At 40.5% G+C, this 17023-nt stretch carries 15 protein-coding genes; 7 read left to right on the forward strand and 8 right to left on the reverse strand.

Features of this window, described 5'->3' with window-relative positions:
* The first annotated feature begins 46 nt into the window (after positions 1 to 46).
* The 5 genes from nusB (at position 47) to ESA94_RS20595 (ending at position 3168) form a co-directional block, all read left to right on the forward strand.
* Positions 47 to 937: a transcription antitermination factor NusB gene (gene nusB, locus ESA94_RS20575; RefSeq protein WP_240671115.1), complete on the forward strand. Its 891-nt coding sequence runs from the start codon at positions 47 to 49 to the stop codon at positions 935 to 937.
* A 49-nt stretch (positions 938 to 986) separates the two neighbouring features.
* Positions 987 to 1436 carry a DUF1573 domain-containing protein gene (locus ESA94_RS20580; RefSeq protein ID WP_129132847.1) on the forward strand — a complete coding sequence of 150 codons (450 nt, stop codon included), beginning with the start codon at positions 987 to 989 and terminating at the stop codon, positions 1434 to 1436.
* A gap of 11 nt (positions 1437 to 1447) precedes the next feature.
* A complete protein-coding gene (gene yajC, locus ESA94_RS20585) occupies positions 1448 to 1780 on the forward strand; it encodes a preprotein translocase subunit YajC (RefSeq protein ID WP_129132848.1) in 333 nt (110 codons plus the stop codon).
* 96 nt (positions 1781 to 1876) lie between these two features.
* Positions 1877 to 2479, forward strand: a complete 603-nt coding sequence (gene coaE / locus ESA94_RS20590; RefSeq protein WP_129132849.1) for a dephospho-CoA kinase — start codon at positions 1877 to 1879, stop codon at positions 2477 to 2479.
* Positions 2476 to 3168, forward strand: coding sequence for a CPBP family intramembrane glutamic endopeptidase (locus ESA94_RS20595; protein WP_129132850.1), 693 nt, complete (start codon positions 2476 to 2478; stop codon positions 3166 to 3168). The genes coaE and ESA94_RS20595 overlap by 4 nt, the downstream gene beginning before the upstream one ends.
* Before the next feature lie 56 nt (positions 3169 to 3224).
* On the opposite strand, the gene ESA94_RS20600 is transcribed toward ESA94_RS20595, so the two are convergent.
* The 4 genes from ESA94_RS20600 to pafA form a co-directional block, all read right to left on the reverse strand.
* Positions 3225 to 3758 (reverse strand): hypothetical protein, encoded by a 534-nt coding sequence (locus ESA94_RS20600; RefSeq protein ID WP_129132851.1) that lies wholly within the window; start codon positions 3756 to 3758, stop codon positions 3225 to 3227.
* 57 nt (positions 3759 to 3815) lie between these two features.
* Entirely contained in the window at positions 3816 to 4880 is a 1065-nt protein-coding gene (gene porQ / locus ESA94_RS20605) for a type IX secretion system protein PorQ (RefSeq protein ID WP_164972814.1), read from the reverse strand.
* Between the two features lie 179 nt (positions 4881 to 5059).
* Positions 5060 to 7465: an endopeptidase La gene (gene lon / locus ESA94_RS20610; protein WP_129132853.1), complete on the reverse strand. Its 2406-nt coding sequence runs from the start codon at positions 7463 to 7465 to the stop codon at positions 5060 to 5062.
* Between the two features lie 119 nt (positions 7466 to 7584).
* On the reverse strand, positions 7585 to 9237 hold the full coding sequence (gene pafA / locus ESA94_RS20615) for an alkaline phosphatase PafA (protein WP_129132854.1): 1653 nt from the start codon (positions 9235 to 9237) through the stop codon (positions 7585 to 7587).
* A 143-nt stretch (positions 9238 to 9380) separates the two neighbouring features.
* Between pafA and ESA94_RS20620 the strand changes: the two genes are divergently transcribed.
* Entirely contained in the window at positions 9381 to 10637 is a 1257-nt protein-coding gene (locus ESA94_RS20620; protein ID WP_129132855.1) for an aminotransferase class I/II-fold pyridoxal phosphate-dependent enzyme, read from the forward strand.
* Between the two features lie 75 nt (positions 10638 to 10712).
* Here the strand turns inward: ESA94_RS20620 and ESA94_RS20625 are convergent, their stop codons facing one another.
* Positions 10713 to 11378, reverse strand: a complete 666-nt coding sequence (locus ESA94_RS20625) for a LolA family protein (protein ID WP_240671116.1) — start codon at positions 11376 to 11378, stop codon at positions 10713 to 10715.
* 177 nt (positions 11379 to 11555) lie between these two features.
* Positions 11556 to 14102, reverse strand: a complete 2547-nt coding sequence (locus ESA94_RS20630; protein WP_129132856.1) for an FtsK/SpoIIIE family DNA translocase — start codon at positions 14100 to 14102, stop codon at positions 11556 to 11558.
* Between the two features lie 102 nt (positions 14103 to 14204).
* Between ESA94_RS20630 and ESA94_RS20635 the strand changes: the two genes are divergently transcribed.
* Positions 14205 to 16118, forward strand: coding sequence for a sensor histidine kinase (locus ESA94_RS20635; protein WP_129132857.1), 1914 nt, complete (start codon positions 14205 to 14207; stop codon positions 16116 to 16118).
* Positions 16119 to 16122: 4 nt separating this feature from the next.
* On the opposite strand, the gene ESA94_RS20640 is transcribed toward ESA94_RS20635, so the two are convergent.
* Positions 16123 to 16506 carry a DUF423 domain-containing protein gene (locus ESA94_RS20640; RefSeq protein WP_129132858.1) on the reverse strand — a complete coding sequence of 128 codons (384 nt, stop codon included), beginning with the start codon at positions 16504 to 16506 and terminating at the stop codon, positions 16123 to 16125.
* Positions 16499 to 17005, reverse strand: a complete 507-nt coding sequence (locus ESA94_RS20645) for a shikimate kinase (protein WP_164972815.1) — start codon at positions 17003 to 17005, stop codon at positions 16499 to 16501. Before ESA94_RS20645 ends, ESA94_RS20640 begins: the two co-directional genes overlap by 8 nt.
* Positions 17006 to 17023 lie beyond the last annotated feature (18 nt).

A 17023-nucleotide genomic window follows, 5' to 3' on the forward strand; every position in this document is an offset into this window, starting at 1 on the left:
AAGTTCTTTCAGAATGATCAGCAGAAGAAATATAAGGGTAAAGGTTATGCAAACACTTTATACCTGTTTTACAAGAGAAGGCGATATTACCAAAGAGGAAGCCATCCGTACGCTCGACAAGCATATCGACCAAAGCCGCCAGTTATTTGTTTTTCTCATTTACATACTTACTGAAACAGCACGTTACGCAGAAACCGATGCAAGACAACGGGCTTCGAAGCATTTGCCTACCGCTGCCGATTTGAGTGTAAACACAAAAATTGCAGGTAACCTGCTTTTATGGCAACTGCTGGAACAACCTTCGTTTGTAAAAGTAATGGCCGAAATAAAACCCGAATTACTGGGAGGCGAAGAATGGATCAAAAAACTGTATGCCGAACTGGTTAACAGCGATCTGTACAAAGAATATATCCAGATCGAAGGCCGTGAAAAGAAAAAGGAAAAAGAGATCATCGAATTCATTTTTACCGATCTGATGTTACCCAACGAAGACTTCATCAGTTCTGTAGAAGAACGCTTTTTACATTGGGAAGATGATGCAGATATGATGAATTTGCTGATGCTGAACCTGCTGCAAAAACCACAGAGTGGCGATTTTCAGCAATTTGTAGGCAATGATAAACTGAAGTTTGCAAAAGACCTGTTGCTGAGCGTAATTGAAAAAGAAGAAGTATGTAACGATTACATCAAGGATAAACTGCAGAACTGGGATCCTGAACGTACTGCCGTTCTTGATATGATTTTGATGCGTATGGGTATTTGTGAGTTCCTCTTTTTTGAGACTATTCCGCCAAAAGTTACCATTAACGAATACATCGATCTGGCAAAAGACTACAGCACACCGCAAAGTGGTCATTTCGTAAACGGTATCCTGGACAGTATTCATAAAGATCTGGCTACGCAAAACAAGCTGCATAAAGTTAGTTTTAAGAAATAGTAGTAAAAGCTTTCCACTACATTTGCACTCTCAAAAACTGTATTTAAGTATGAAACAACTGATTGTTTTATCCGCATTGGTTTTATTGCTTGCATCCTGTGGCAATAACGATAAAAAAGTTGCATCAACAGATGCTGCATCAACCACAGGAACCGTTCCTGCTGCGGCTGATGCAGAAAATTTAACCACTGTACAGTGGCTCGATTCGGCCCAGAACTTTGGCAAAGTGATCGATGGTGAAAAAGTGATCATCACATTCCATTTTAAGAACACAGGTACAAAGCCATTAATCATTTCAAGTGTACAGGCAAGTTGCGGTTGTACGGTACCATCTAAACCCGAAGAGCCGATTGCTCCCGGTGCAGAAGGAAAAATTACAGCAGAGTTTAACAGCGAAGGACGTGTTGGTAAAGCAAACAAAAACTTAACTGTAACAGCAAACACGAAAGAAGGTGTAACCAATTTATTCTTTGAAGGCGAGGTTCTTCCTAAAAAATAAAACAAACAAACATGTATCAATTTTTATTATTTGCAGGCGATCCAAAATCAGGTGGCGGCAGCATTCAGTTAGTATTTCTTGGATTAATGATTGTCGTTTTCTGGTTATTCATGATTCGTCCACAGGCTAAAAAAGCAAAAGAGCAAAAGAAATTTATTGACGATTTGCAAAAAGGCGATAAAGTTGTAACCATTGCAGGTATTCACGGTGTAATTAACAAGGTAAACGAAGACGGTACACTTTCATTGGAAATTAACCCCGGCAGTTATATTAAGATTGAAAAAAGTTCGATCAGTTTAGATTGGACAAAACAGATCAATAAAACTGTAGAAGAAAAGAAATAATTTATTTCAGATTTACGATTTGCGATTTTAGATTAAGCGATTGGGGGTTCCATAAATCTGCAATCGTAAATCTGAAATCGCAAATTTGTTTTCAGTATGTTGAAAATCGGTTTAACAGGAGGTATTGGCAGTGGCAAAACCACTGTAGCCAAAGTACTGGAAGTGCTGGGCGTTCCTGTTTATTATGCTGATGATGCTGCAAAGCAACTGATGAATACCAATGAAGCATTGAAGCAACAACTCATCAGCAATTTTGGTAAAGAAACCTACTTCGAAAACGGAGAACTTAACCGCAAACATCTTGCAGCCATTGTTTTTAACAGCAAAGAAAAACTTGCATTGCTAAACAGTTTTGTACACCCTGCTACCATTGCCGATGCGCAGGAATGGTTCAGCAAACAAACTGCACCCTATGTTGTAAAAGAAGCAGCATTGCTTTTTGAAAGTGGCACTGCAGAAGGACTTGATTATATTATTGGTGTTACAGCTCCGCTAACTATTCGTTTAAAACGTGTAATGAATCGGGATCATGTGCCTGCAGAAGAAGTAAAAAGAAGAATGGCGAATCAAATAGATGAGCAATTAAAAATGAAACTCTGCGATTTTGCAGTACACAACAACGAGCAGCAGTTATTACTACCACAGGTTACAGCGTTGCACAACCATCTGCTGCAAAAAGCAAAGGAGGCTACCCTATGAGTTTACTCTTCATGATCATTATTGCAGCAGGACTTCCGTTTCTTACAGCACAGAGCTATAAGAACATCCGTAAGATGGAAGCAGAAATGGAAGGTGCGCAACTGGCGAAAATTCCGGTGTATCTGCAGTCTGTTATTATGCAGGTTATTTTGTGTACGCTTGCTTTTTTTGCGGCACGTAGTGAAGAAATCATCATTGTGTTTAAAAGTTCGTTTACGTTGCAATCGGTTGGCGCAGCAGTTGGTTTAATTGCTATTGCATTGACGATTGCATGGCTATCGCAAAAATTTTCGAAAGAGAAAGAAGACAGTGGAACGCTTCATCATATTTTACCCGATACAAACCTTGAACGTTTTGTTTGGATTCTTGCTTGCGTGGTAGCTGCATTTTGCGAAGAGTATATTTATCGTGGCGTGTTGTTTCAAATGGTTGGAAGTTATGTAGAGAATGTGTGGTGGATAGCTGCAGTACTCAGTGCAGTGGTATTTGCTTTCGGCCATGGTACACAAGGCGAAAAAGCAATTGTACAAATCATTCCATTTGCCATCGGTTTTCAATTGCTGGTGTTACTCAGCGGAGGATTGCTACTGCCCATGATCGCTCATTTTATTTACAACGTACTTGTGGAGTTACTGTTCGGGGATAAGATAAAGAAAGATGCAGCCCCCTCAAACTCCCCCGAAGGGTGAGATTCCCAAGTACAGCCTTGACTTATTTGACTATAATACCTTTTTCAGCAAGCATTTTAATCGTCTGTTTTGTAGTCATATTGCTTATATGATACAGTTTTTTGTATAGAATTATCCTGGCATCGTTTTAACTGAAAATATATGTCAATCTGCACCCACCCATTAATGTTTCTGCCGCTGAAATTTCCCGGAATCCAACCACATGCCGACCCTCTTATGACCTGATAAACCTCTTTCTTATACGATTCCGAATGACACTTTGTAACCGACAAATTACTCATCACACCATACTTACTGATTATGAATCTCACACGAGCAGTATCAAAATAAATTGAATCCTTATTCAATAATTCATTGGAAAGAAAACCAAATCCACCTGAGCTATTTAAATAACTTTTAAATGTATTAGAACCTCCAATGAAAGAAGGAACAATTTCTATTTTTGTAAATACATTCTCTGAATTAATTTCTGCCTCAAAACATTCCTTTTTCAGTTGCTTCTGAGCAAGCAATTGTTCATAGCAGGTAATTAATACTAATACCGTCAATATGCATTTCATGTACGACGTTGAAACTACTTTTTTCTTCATCTGACATTCATTATTGATTTTGACACAGCTGCTACCATCTAAAAACTCAAAACGCCCTCACCATCCAGCCTTCTCTCCCCAACTGCCCAAACCGAAATATTGATTTAACGGCATCGTTAATCCTAACTGATTATAAGCAACATTATTTTGGAAATAAGTTCGTGCATAACGCAGCTGCAGTTTCGAAAACAACACACCTGCACCTAATGAAAAGCCGGTTAAGCCGTTACCGCCTGTACTTACTTTCAACTCCTGGCTTCGTAATACATTAAAACCTGCAGTTACTTCTACCCTTCCACCAATTAAAAGTTGTGTTGAAAAAACAAAATGCTGAAACAGTTTGTCGAATGTAAATTTCTTTGCTGATGCATTTTCAAAACCATTCTCATTATTAAACAATGTATCGTTATACATAATGTTGAACCGATGCAGATGATGTGCTGTTAATGAAAAACGGATCGGCGCTTTTGCCAATCGTTTTGAAATACCAACCTGCAAATCGAAAGGAAGCTCTTCCGGTTCAGCAGGATTATATCGCTTCAACTGTCCACCCATATTTACAGCAACAACACTTGCCTGCAGCAAATTGGCTGTGTCTTTATACAAAACCGCAACATCAGCTGCTATTGCGGAAGAACGGTATGGACCATAATTGCTTGCTAAAAACTTCAATGCAACTCCATACTTCCAACGGGTAAGATATTCCCTGCTTGCCATCAACTGTACAACAAAATCCCGTGGGCGGTACACGCCTTCAACATTGCCCGAAGCATCGGTTTGCTGGGTAGCACCATAATCGAAATAAAGAATACCTGCTGCAAAATTTGTTTGCAGTTTCTGATTACGATACGCAAACATCCAATGCAGATTTTTTACGCCGGCATATAATGCATTAAAGTTGGCAACCATCTGCGTGTGCATAGCCGAATCGAGTTGTGCAGGATTGCTGAATGCCAGTGAAAGATCGTTCGACTCATTACTTACATTAATACCACCCAATGCCGAAACCTGTGGCGATGCCGGAAACTTTAAAAAGTTATAAGCACTCTGCCCGCCCAGCGTTTGTGCAGGTAGGTGAGCAGTAATACACAGTAAAAAGATTAAACAAACAGCAGCACGCATAGCATTTATAATGCTGTAATTTAAACAGAAAACCGTACGGTTAGAAGTTGACATAAAAAATCCCCCATGAAAATGGGGGAATGCTTTTGATCCTTAAAACAACCAACATGAATGAACTTCGTGTTCGTTTGTATTTATAACAGGACGGAGAAGAATTGGTTCATTAACCCCTAAAAAAATTACAGTAATGCAAGATCGAGCACCTGCTGCATTGTTTTTACATAATGAAACTTCATACCCTTAATGTATTGCGAATTGATCTCCTGTACATCCTTTTCGTTTTGCCAGCAAAGAATCACTTCTTTAATGCCGGCACGTTTTGCTGCCAGAATTTTTTCTTTAATACCTCCAACAGGTAACACTTGCCCTCGCAACGTAATCTCTCCGGTCATTGCAAGAAATGGTTTTACCCGGCGGCCAGTAAACGCACTGCTGATAGCCGACAACATGGTAATGCCTGCACTCGGTCCATCTTTCGGCACTGCACCTTCTGGCACATGCAGATGAATATTTTTCTTCTGAAAATCTTCGGGATCAATGCCGAGCTTTTTATAATTCGCCTGCAAATAGCTCAATGCTGTTGTAGCACTTTCCTTCATTACATTACCGAGATTACCGGTTAAGCGCAACTCACCTTTGCCATCGGTTAAACTTGTTTCAATAAACAGAATATCGCCACCAACAGCAGTCCATGCTAAACCAACGGCTACACCAGCCATGTTTGCGGTTTTGTACAGCTCGTTACTGTAACGTGCTTTGCCCAATATGCGTTCAATATCGTTAGCTGTAAGTGTAGGTTTCAGCTTTTCTTTCAATGCATATTCTTTCGCCTGCGAACGCATAATAGAAGCCAGCTGTCTGTCTAACTCACGCACACCACTTTCTCTTGTGTACTCTTCAATTACTTTACGCAGTACAGCATCACTTATTTTAAACGAAAACCTCTGCAAGCCATGTGCTTCTTTTTGTTTGGGAACAAGATAGTTTTTGGCGATCTCTATCTTCTCTTCCACTGCATAACCACTCAGATCAATTATTTCCAAACGATCACGCAAAGCAGGTTGTATAGATGCAAGACTGTTTGCTGTAGCAATAAACAATACTTTACTCAGATCATATTCCAATTCGAGATAGTTATCGTAAAAGGTATGGTTCTGTTCAGGATCCAGTAACTCCAGCAATGCACTTGAAGGATCGCCACGAAAATCGTTACCGATCTTATCGATCTCATCTAGGATCATTACCGGGTTCGATGTTTTTACTTTGCGCAACGATTGTAAGATGCGACCGGGCATTGCACCAATATATGTTTTGCGATGACCACGTACTTCACTTTCGTCGTGCAAACCACCCAAACTTATACGTACATACTTACGGCCAAGTGCACTTGCAATACTTTTACCCAACGATGTTTTACCAATACCGGGAGGGCCAAGCAAACAAAGGATGGGGCTTTTCATATCGCCCTTCAGTTTTAATACAGCCAGGTATTCAAGAATACGTTCTTTTACTTTTTGAATACCGTAATGATCGTGGTCTAAAACTTTCTTTGCTTTTTTCAGATCGTATTGATCATTGCTGTATTCGCCCCAGGGCAAATCAAGCATCAGATCAAGATGATTGTACACCACCGAATAATCAGGCGTTGATGAATGCATGCGCTCCAGCTTTTCAACACCTTTGCGGAACATTTCTTTTGCAGCTTCGCTCCACTGTTTTATTTCGGCCTTCTTCTTCATTTCCTGTATCTCCAGGTCGTTGCTGTCGCCGCCTAATTCTTCTTTAATACTTTTTAACTGCTGCTGTAAAAAGTAATCACGTTGCTGTTTATCTAACTCTGTTCTTGTTTTGTTGGTTACTTTATTCTTCAGCTCGGTGTATTGCAATTCTTTTTGCAATAACGATAACAACAATTCTGCACGCTGACGGATATTCTGCGTTTCGAGTAACTGTTGTTTCTCTTTAATATCGCTGTTAAGATTATTGCTTACAAAGTGTACAAGAAAAGCAGGGTTCTCAATATTCTTCAGAATGATCGAAGCTTCACTTGGAATATTCGGCGAAAGTTGAATGATCTGCGCCGCCATATCTTTAATTGAACCTGCTATTGCTTTAAAGTTATCATCTTCCGGTGTTGCTTCTTCGCTCAACACTTCGATGCTTGCTTTAAAAAACGGATCTTCTGCAGTAATGCTGTTGATGCTGAAACGCTTTTTACCCTGTATAATAACCGTTGTGCCGCCATCGGGCATTTTAATAAGCTTTACAACTTTGGCAATTGTACCAACATCTTCCAGATCATTAACGGTAGGGTCTTCAACATTGCTGTCTTTTTGTGCAACAACACCAACCAGTTTATCTGTTTTGTACGCTTCATTTACAGCCTGTATACTTTTATCTCTGCCAACAGTAATGGGCAATACAACACCCGGAAATAACACGGTATTTCGTAATGGAAGAATCGGCAGTTCTGCGGGAAAATCTGCTATATCGTCGCCATCGGACTCTGCTTCGTTTAATGGGATGATGGGTAAAAAATCAACATCTTCATCGCCCGGCCTCAAAAACAAACTCTTTTCGTTCATACAATTCTTTTAGTCAATTTGACAGATAAGCCCCTTATAAAGGGGCTCTCTTATAATTTCTGTATACTGCCAATATTAATGCCAGCCATCCGGCAACTGCAAAATCTTCATGCTTACTGCTATTGCAGAACAGGTAAAATAGGCTTTCCAACACAACCGCTCGGCATTTGTATGCGTAACATTGCGGCTATGGTTGGCGCAATATCTGTCATATACACTTCCTGGTTGCTCTTGCCCGGCTTAATACCCCAACCATACCATACAAGAGGAATATGACTGTCGTACGGATTCCACAAACCATGTGTTGTTCCTGTAGCACCACCATCGATCCAGCCTGGCGCTAAAATAATTTGAATATCACCACTGCGTTTTGGATGCCAGCCATTACTTAAACGGTCTTTCACCACTGCATTCATCGGCTGCTCTGTTAATTCATCTATTTCAAATACACGATCAACACCTTTAATTGCTCTTGCATAGTTCATTACTATTTGTACAATAGCCGAACGATCAAGTTTAGCAGAATCAATTAATTTATGATTAAGACTTACCTGGTAATTAGCAACACCCAAAATAATATTGTTTGCACCGTAAGCTGCAGATAACTGTTTGTTTAGATCGCTTACAAGTTTATTATCATCCACTACTCCGCCGGGCAATTTATGTTCGATAGAAAAACCGGGCACATGTGCCACACCATGATCGGCAGTAAGAAAACTTACATACTGTCCTTTACCTACTGTTTTATCAAGATAATCGAAGAGTTCGCCAAGGTCTTTATCCAAACGTAAAAAACCATCCTCTGCTTCAATTGAATTTGGGCCAAATGCATGGCCAATATAATCGGATGATGAAAAACTTACTGCAAGAAAATCGGTGATGGCATCTTTGCCCAATTCTTCACTTGCAACAGCTTCTTTTGCCATCATCATTGTTAAAGTGTTACCGTAAGGTGTTGATGAAATGGCTCCATAATTTTTGCCAACAAACTTTTTAAAATCGTACGGAAACCCTTTCTGATCGCTGCCAAATGGTTTGGCTTCATATTCGTTTTCATCTTTGGTGCTTTGCGCATACGTGTTTATTGGAAAAACAGTGTTCCATCCTTTTTCATAAAATGCATCAACATACTTTTTATCGTTGAAATTTTTTACCCACTGTGGCAAATCGTTCATGTAATAAGTAGAAGTGATCCAGTTACCATTTTTAGAATCGTACCAGTATGCTGCATTAGCGCTATGCCCTGCGGGTAAAATACCTCCACGATCTTTAATAGCAATACCAATTACTTTGCTGCGAAAGTTGGTGGCTAAACGTAATTCGTCGCAGATGGTTGTTGTAAGCATATTACGTGGACTCATTTCGCCTGCATTAGAAGTGCTGCCAACCGTTTTAACCAATTTGTCTTCGCTGCAATACATCATACGGCCAACCTCATAATCGTACCAACTATTTCCTGTAATACCATGCACTGCGGGTACGCTTCCGGTGTAAACACTGGTATGCCCGCAAGCGGTAATTGTGGGCGTGTAAGGAATAAACGTGTTTTCGCAACTGAAACCCTGGTTAAGCATCCGCTTAAAACCGCCGTTTGCAGCATAGCGGTCGTAATAACGATAGAGATAATCCCAACGCATCTGATCAACCATTATACCCACTACCAATTTGGGGCGTTGTACAGTGGTTGCAGATGGAGTTTTAGACGTTGCAGTTTGCTGTGCCTGAAGCTGAAATACAAATGTAAAAACAGCAATAAAAGAGAAAAAACGCATATGATTGATTTGAAAGGCAAATATACCGTTGGCAGCTTCAAAACAAAGCATTTTTACAGGAAGGGAAGCTGTTGAATCGCTTCATCAATCGGGGTTAAATCCTTACCTTTGCGGCAATTTTTCACACTTAACAATTTCTTTATATGGCAGATATCTTTGAGAAGCTTATTAAGAACTATGGACCTATTGGCCAGCACAGAGAACGTGCACATGGTTACTTTGCGTTCCCCAAGCTGGAAGGCGAAATTCACAGCAGAATGAAGTTCCGTGGCAAAGAGAAAATCGTTTGGAGTCTTAATAACTATCTGGGTCTTGCCAACCACCCCGAAATAAGAAAAGTTGATGCCGAAGCGGCTCAGCAATGGGGCCTTGCTTACCCAATGGGTGCACGTATGATGAGTGGTAACTCAAACCTGCACGAACAACTGGAAAAAGAACTGGCAGAATTTGAAATGAAGGAAGATGCCATCCTGATGAATTTCGGTTACCAGGGTATTATGAGTGCCATTGATGCCGTATGCGGCCGCCATGATGTAATTGTGTACGATGCCGAAAGTCATGCATGTATCATTGATGGTTTGCGTTTACATCCCGGCCATCGTTATGTGTTTAAGCACAACGATGTTGAAGATTGCGAAAAACAATTGCAACGTGCAAGTGCTTTGATTGAAAAACAAGGTGCGGGTGGTATTCTTGTAATTACCGAAGGTGTGTTTGGTATGGCGGGCGACCAGGGCAGATTGAAAGAAATTTGTGATTTAAAAGCGAAATACGAATTCCGTTTGTTGGTTGATGATGCACATGGTTTTGGTACACTTGGTAAAACAGGTGCCGGTGCAGGTGAAGAACAAGGTTGCCAGGATGGTATTGATCTTTACTTCAGCACATTTGCAAAATCAATGGCATCAATTGGTGCTTTTTTAGCAGGCCCACGTGTAATTATTGATTATATCCGTTACAACATCCGCTCACAAATATTTGCAAAGAGCTTACCAATGCCGATTGTTGTTGGTAACCTTAAGCGTTTGGAAATGTTACGTACAATGCCTGAGTTAAAAGAAAAACTCTGGAGCAATGCACTGAAACTGCAAAATGGTTTAAAAGAAAGAGGTTTTGATATTGGCAAAACCGATAGCCCTGTTACGCCGGTTTACATGAAAGGTGGTGTTGAAGAAGCAACAGCAATGGTAATGGATCTGCGTGAGAACTACAACATCTTCGCATCCATTGTTGTGTATCCTGTAATTCCAAAAGGCCACATCATTTACCGTTTAATTCCTTCTGCTGCACATACCGATGCAGACATTGAAGAAACACTTACAGCATTCTCCGAAACAAAAGCCAAGCTCGATGCAGGTGCTTACAAAGTAGAAGCTATACCTGATATGGCAAATGCATAATCATCATGCTACAACATAAAAAGAGGCGGTTGCAATGCAACCGCCTCTTTTCTTTTTATTCAAACGCTGAATTTGTTATCGCAGATCAACTACCTCAACGCCGGGGTATTTTGCTTTATTAAACACAAACTGTGCATCGGTAATGTTGGCATTGCCATTAAGTGAACCAACAGTGTACGTGTATTTGTTACCACTCTTTTCCATTACTCTTGTACTGTAAATGGTTTGTGTTGCTTTATCAACCCATACCAATACTTTAAAGAACGATTTCGATTTATCAACGGGCGTTAATTCAATTTCCTGCAGTGTTTTACCTGCTTCTTTTTTCTCGCCATTTAATTTGTACAGAAAATCTTTATCGTAAAAATTAGTAAAGAGTTTTTGCGGTGTAATTGAACTTGCAGAAGCTTCAAACTTTGAAATGGTTACTTCGTTTGCCGCTTTGTCGTAAGTAGATACGGTTACGCCATCACAAAAAATATCCTGACCTCCTGTAATGCTTACACGATACTTGTTTCCTTTTGTGTAAAGCGTGCCTTTTTTAACACCAAGCACTTTGCCTTTAGCATCTTCACTTTTAAAAGTAAACGTAGCTTGTACTGCTTTGTATGTTTTAAACTTGGCGCTTACTGCATCGAGAATTTTTTTAGCAGCAGGATCGCTTTTACCCAGGGTTTGGGTTTGTGCCATTCCCGCAACTGTAATAAATGCGCTCACCAATACTGTTGCAATTGTCTTCATTCTAACGTTCATTATCTGTTTTATTTTATGGATCGATTGTGCATCCTGTTTCAGCTTCAGATTTATTTAAAGCTGCGTTGGTTGCAATGCTAAAACTTAATAATTTCTAAAGGTGATTGTTTCAAAGGCGATTGCAAAGATAGGCATCTGCAGGAGAAAAGATTTTGTTTCAACCCCTTACCCCATCATTTGCAAATGCTGGTCCAGCTCGGCCTCGGTTTTAATTAACACATCCCTTGCTTTGCTGCCCTGGCTGGGTCCAACTATGCCTGCAGCTTCCAGCTGATCCATTAAACGGCCGGCACGGTTATAGCCCAGCTTCATCCGGCGTTGTAACAGCGATGTTGAACCTACCTGGTTCTGTACAATTAAACGGGCCGCATCTTCAAACAACGCATCCCTGTCGCTCAAGTCGAAATCCTTTCCTTCCAGATCCTTTTCATCCACATACTCCGGCAACAAAAATGCCTGCGGATAACCTCTTTGTTTGCTGATGAATGAAACAATTTCGTCCACTTCGGGTGTATCAACAAAAGCACACTGCAAACGGGTTAACTCGCCATTGTAACTGATAAGCATATCACCTTTACCAATCAGCTGTTCGGCTCCACCCGTATCAAGAATGGTTCGGCTGTCGACTTTAGACGATACCTTAAACGCAATCCTTGCAGGGAAGTTGGCCTTAATTGTACCGGTAATGATATTTACAGATGGACGTTGTGTTGCAATGATGAGGTGTATACCAACTGCACGGGCCAGCTGTGCCAAACGGGCAATGGGCATTTCAACTTCTTTACCCGCCGTCATAATCAGATCGGCAAACTCATCCACCACCAATACAATAAACGGCAGGTATTGATGCCCTTTTTGCGGATTGAGTTTACGGGCCACAAACTTTTCATTGTACTCCCGCAGGTTACGGCAACCGGCTTCTTTCAGCAGATCGTAGCGGTTATCCATTTCAATACATAGCGCATTGAGTGTGTTGATCACTTTCTTGGTATCGGTAATGATGGCTTCATCTTCGCCCGGCAGTTTGGCTAAGAAATGTTTTTCGATATGCCGGTACAAACTCAACTCCACTTTCTTCGGATCGACCAACACCAACTTTAATTGTGATGGATGCTTTTTGTATAACAGTGAAACAAGTATCGCATTCAACCCAACAGATTTACCCTGGCCCGTTGCACCCGCCATGAGCAAGTGCGGCATAGTTGTAAGATCAACAATAAAGTTTTCATTATCGATCTTTTTACCAATGGCAATCGGCAACCCAAAGTTGTTGTGCTGAAATTTTTCGGAAGACAATAAGGTTTTCATGCTTACCACTGTCTTCTTCACATTCGGTACTTCAATACCAATGGTTCCCTTACCGGGTATTGGTGCAATGATACGTATACCCAACGCAGCAAGACTCAATGCAATATCATCTTCCAGGTTTTTAATACGGGAGATACGTACCCCTGCTGCAGGAACAATTTCATACAAGGTTACAGTTGGACCAACCGTTGCAAATATTTTCTGTATTTCAATATCGTAATTGCGGAGAGTAGTAATGATCTGGTTTTTATAATTCTCCAGCTCGTGCGGATCCTGTACAATTTTTTCGCTCCCGTGGTTCTCCAGCAAATTGAGGGATGGAAATTTATAATCTTTCAGATCAAGAAACGGATCGTAAGGAGGCAGATTTTCTACTATTCTTTTTTCACCGGGCTCATCAACACCGTCATCCTCTTCTTCCTCTTCCGCTACATTTTTAATTTCCAATGCCGGTCCTTCAACCGGTATTTCCGTTTTTGCCTGCCGTACCGGTTTATCAGCAACAGGAATCGTCATTTCAACAGGCTCATCTGCTTCTTCTGTCTCTTCTTCTTCGTATTCTTCTTCCTCCTCATCATAAGCAGGCAACTCTTCTTTTTCTGTAACAGAAAAAGTATGTAGTGGATTTTCCTCTTCCTGCGTTAACGGCAATGGCGTAAAACCCGATTCTTTCTTTAATTGATTAACGGGTGCCGGCTTCTCTTTTACCGGGGCTTCATTTAAATCGATACGTTCAATAATATCTTCGGGTAGCGGCTCTACAGTTACTTCTTTTGGTTTACGTGCAGGCAAACTAAATACAGGGTTAAAACGCCAGATGATGTAAGAAATAGCAGCTAATGATAATAACAATCCGGTACCTGTTTTACCTAGAAACCCACTTAACCAACCGGCAGCATAATTACCAAATGCGCCGCCCCATGGAAAGCCGGATGCATTGAGAAAAAAAGAAAAACTCACCGGTAACACTAACAAACCAACCAGCACATATTTCAAATTGCGTGGCAGTGAAAAGATTTTTTTACCGAATAGAAAATTTACGCCGGCAATAAAAAAGATACTGCAAATAAGATACGATGCAACACCAAATCCCTTGTAAAAAAACAGGTGCGAAATCCATGCACCAAATCGACCAAGCAGATTCGACACAAACAATTCATCGTTAAACAAAACACCTGCGGCATTTTGCAATACTTTATCCTGGTCTTCCTTCCAGGTAAAGAGGTAAGATGTAAATGCAAAAAATAAAATAAGAGAAACAATTAAAAAGGCAATCCCTGCAATCTTATGGGTGCGTTCATCTTTCACAAGTTCTTTTACAGATACCTGCTCCTCTTTTTCCTGTTTCAGTTCCTGCACAGGGTTTTCCTTTTTCTTCTTCTCTTTCATGCGGTTTCCGGCCATAAAAACAAAGATAAAGAATGCCCGTAACCCAACAACTGCCAAAACTCGGTCTGTTTCTGCAAAAAATTTCTATCTTACCACACAACTTACTGCTCACTTTTCATGAAACAATACTGGCTGCTCATTCTCCTCTGTTTTGTATCACTTACAAAAAGCTTTGCCCATGAGGATACGAGCCTCTCTGTTATCTACACCTCTGCGGTAAAAAACCTGCATTACCTCGATAAGAACATGCATGTATTTATCGACTCTAACAATAACACAGATCTGCAGATTTTACGTGGCATCATGTTTATGCACCTTAACGAAAAACCAAAGCGCAGGGTTGCTAAACAATACATGATCGATTCGAAAGTGTACCTTCTTTTCTGGATCAAAAATGATGAAGACAAGCCCCGTGACTTTTTTATTACTCCCGGTATTTATGCCAAAGAATGTATTCTTTATACCCGGCTTAACAACGATTATCCGTGGAAGGAACTTCCGGGCCAGGTTGTGCCTGATAAAAATGAAAACGCTTACCGGTATTTTACTGTACAGCCGGGAACCGAAATGCAGATACTGGTAAGTTGCCGCTATGCCCGCACCAATGTTATTCTTTTTAAGCCTTACCTGATTAATCCGATTTATTTAGATGACCATATAAGTAACAACCACAACGAATGGTATGGTGTAAATGTGTTTACATACCTGCTTTGCGGTTTGTTGCTGATGATGATGTTGTATTCGTTTGCCAACTATGTACAAAACCTTAAACGCTCGTTTCTCTACTACTCTATTTATGCATTGCTTATTGGATCGTTGTTGTTTTTAAAAGCTGCCTTGCACGAACGATCAACTCCGTTTAACTTTTTTTACGAAGAGTACTTAGATTATTTTTTACAGATAAGCGGTTATGTTTTTTACATCGGCTTTACACGCATGTTTTTAAATACACCAAAACAGTACCCTACACTTAACAAGATGTTTGTTATTGCAGAAATTGCACTTGTTGTATTCCTTGCCGTGTTTTCTATCTTGTACTTTACAGGATCGGCCTATCCAAACCTTGTGGCAGTAGAAAATTCAAGTAAGTACTTTCTTATTTTCCTCGGCATCATGTACCTCATACTCGGTATTGTAAAGCGTAATAAGTTAATGAACTATTTGCTGGCGGGAAACATTTCGAATCTGCTGTTTGGCGGCATGTCGCAATATTTAATAAGTAACCCAAGCTCTAATCTGTTTCCCGATGCACCCCTCTTCCGTCAATCGCTTATTTATTTTGAGTTGGGTGTTTTTCTTGAACTGATCTTTTTCCTGTTAGGCCTCGTGTATAAAAACAAAATTGAACTGATTGAAAAAGTGAAGATGGATGAAGCAATGAAGCTTGAAGCAGAAAAACAGGAGTACGCAAAACAACTTGCGGTATTAAGTGCACAGCAAGATGAGCGAAGCCGTATTTCCGCAGATATGCACGATGAACTTGGAAGTGGTGTAACTGCCATTCGTCTGCTGAGCGAAATTGCACGGAAGAAGACAAAGGATCGTCCCGTAGAAGAGATAGACCGTATCTCTTACAACGCCAATGAACTGATGACGAAGATGAATGCCATCATCTGGAGTATGAACCCCGGCAACGATACTGTTGATAGTCTTGTTGCTTATATCCGCTCTTATGCATCGGAGTATCTCGATAACTTCGATATGTTGTACCGTATTAATACACCTGTTGATTTACCTAAGCTGGAAGTTTCTGGTGTAAAGCGTAGAAATATCTTCCTTGTTTTGAAGGAATCCATCAACAATGTAATGAAGCATTCGGGAGCAACAGAAGTTACGGTGGATGTTCATTTCACCGACAGGAATCAACTGATTGTTGAAATTGCAGACAATGGAAAAGGTATTGATGCAGAAAAATTAAACCAGTTTGGCAATGGTTTAAAAAATATGAAACGACGCATGGAAAGCATTGGAGGCAGCTTCAACATCAGTGCCACAAACGGAACCCGTGTTATACTGGAAGTACCGTTGTAACTGTTTACTTTCTTGTTCCTGCAAACAAACAAAGCCAGCCGGCAATAAAACATACACCACCTATTGGTGTAATTGCTCCCAACCAGTTCATGCCGGTTACACCTGCTGCTTTTAAAAAAGTAAGCGTATAAAGCGATCCGCTGAAAAATATAATACCTGCAATAAATAAACCTGCTGCACGCCTGTACCAGCCGTTTGCATTACTGTTCAACAATACTCCGGTTAGTGCGAGTGCAATTACATGGTAGAAATGATACTGTACTGCTGTTTGATAAGTTTGAATGGATTTTTCATCCACCATTTCCTTTAAAGCGTGTGCACCAAATGCACCCAATGCAACAGCAAGCGCACCCAGTAAAAATGCAAGTGATAAAGTTGGCTTACCCATGTCTGCGTATAATTTTTTGAAAGTTATCGGTGTGCATATACCGTGTTGGTAAATGATACATGGCCTGGCTGTAAACCGAACTCCGTTCGTTCAGTTTATTGCTAATGAACTCGGCCAGCACATCATCGTTCATACCAGCAATCAACGGTCTTGTTTCTTTTTCTGCATGTAGGCGTTGCACTAACTCTGCTACTGTGCTCTGCAGATAAATGGTTGCACCATGTTTATTCATCTGCTTCATATTGTTATGAAAGCAGGGCGTTCCTCCACCGCAGCTTAAAATAAAATTGTCTTTTTTATAAAACACAGCAAGCATATCGGCTTCCATTTTTCGAAAAGCTTCTTCGCCTTTCTCAGCAAAAATCGCTGATATGGATTTGCCTTCTTTCTTTTCAATTTCTTCGTCAAGATCAAAGAAAGGCAATTCACTTGCTTCACTCCATTGCTTACCCCAATACGTTTTTCCACTGCCCATAAACCCAATAATGAAGTACCGCATGAAGATGTTGTTGTTTGT

Origin of the sequence: Lacibacter luteus, assembly GCF_004118265.1 — a bacterium.
Taxonomy (GTDB): Bacteria; Bacteroidota; Bacteroidia; order Chitinophagales; family Chitinophagaceae; genus Lacibacter; species Lacibacter luteus.

What these genes read in the sequence shown, in the direction of transcription:
- nusB (WP_240671115.1), top strand. Translation starts at nt 47, where the DNA reads ATGCAAACACTTTATACCTGTTTTACAAGAGAAGGCGATATTACCAAA.
- ESA94_RS20580 (WP_129132847.1), top strand. Translation starts at nt 987, where the DNA reads ATGAAACAACTGATTGTTTTATCCGCATTGGTTTTATTGCTTGCATCC.
- yajC (WP_129132848.1), top strand. Translation starts at nt 1,448, where the DNA reads ATGTATCAATTTTTATTATTTGCAGGCGATCCAAAATCAGGTGGCGGC.
- coaE (WP_129132849.1), top strand. Translation starts at nt 1,877, where the DNA reads ATGTTGAAAATCGGTTTAACAGGAGGTATTGGCAGTGGCAAAACCACT.
- ESA94_RS20595 (WP_129132850.1), top strand. Translation starts at nt 2,476, where the DNA reads ATGAGTTTACTCTTCATGATCATTATTGCAGCAGGACTTCCGTTTCTT.
- ESA94_RS20600 (WP_129132851.1), bottom strand. Translation starts at nt 3,758, where the DNA reads ATGAAGAAAAAAGTAGTTTCAACGTCGTACATGAAATGCATATTGACG.
- porQ (WP_164972814.1), bottom strand. Translation starts at nt 4,880, where the DNA reads ATGCGTGCTGCTGTTTGTTTAATCTTTTTACTGTGTATTACTGCTCAC.
- lon (WP_129132853.1), bottom strand. Translation starts at nt 7,465, where the DNA reads ATGAACGAAAAGAGTTTGTTTTTGAGGCCGGGCGATGAAGATGTTGAT.
- pafA (WP_129132854.1), bottom strand. Translation starts at nt 9,237, where the DNA reads ATGCGTTTTTTCTCTTTTATTGCTGTTTTTACATTTGTATTTCAGCTT.
- ESA94_RS20620 (WP_129132855.1), top strand. Translation starts at nt 9,381, where the DNA reads ATGGCAGATATCTTTGAGAAGCTTATTAAGAACTATGGACCTATTGGC.
- ESA94_RS20625 (WP_240671116.1), bottom strand. Translation starts at nt 11,378, where the DNA reads ATGAAGACAATTGCAACAGTATTGGTGAGCGCATTTATTACAGTTGCG.
- ESA94_RS20630 (WP_129132856.1), bottom strand. Translation starts at nt 14,102, where the DNA reads ATGGCCGGAAACCGCATGAAAGAGAAGAAGAAAAAGGAAAACCCTGTG.
- ESA94_RS20635 (WP_129132857.1), top strand. Translation starts at nt 14,205, where the DNA reads ATGAAACAATACTGGCTGCTCATTCTCCTCTGTTTTGTATCACTTACA.
- ESA94_RS20640 (WP_129132858.1), bottom strand. Translation starts at nt 16,506, where the DNA reads ATGGGTAAGCCAACTTTATCACTTGCATTTTTACTGGGTGCGCTTGCT.
- ESA94_RS20645 (WP_164972815.1), bottom strand. Translation starts at nt 17,005, where the DNA reads ATGCGGTACTTCATTATTGGGTTTATGGGCAGTGGAAAAACGTATTGG.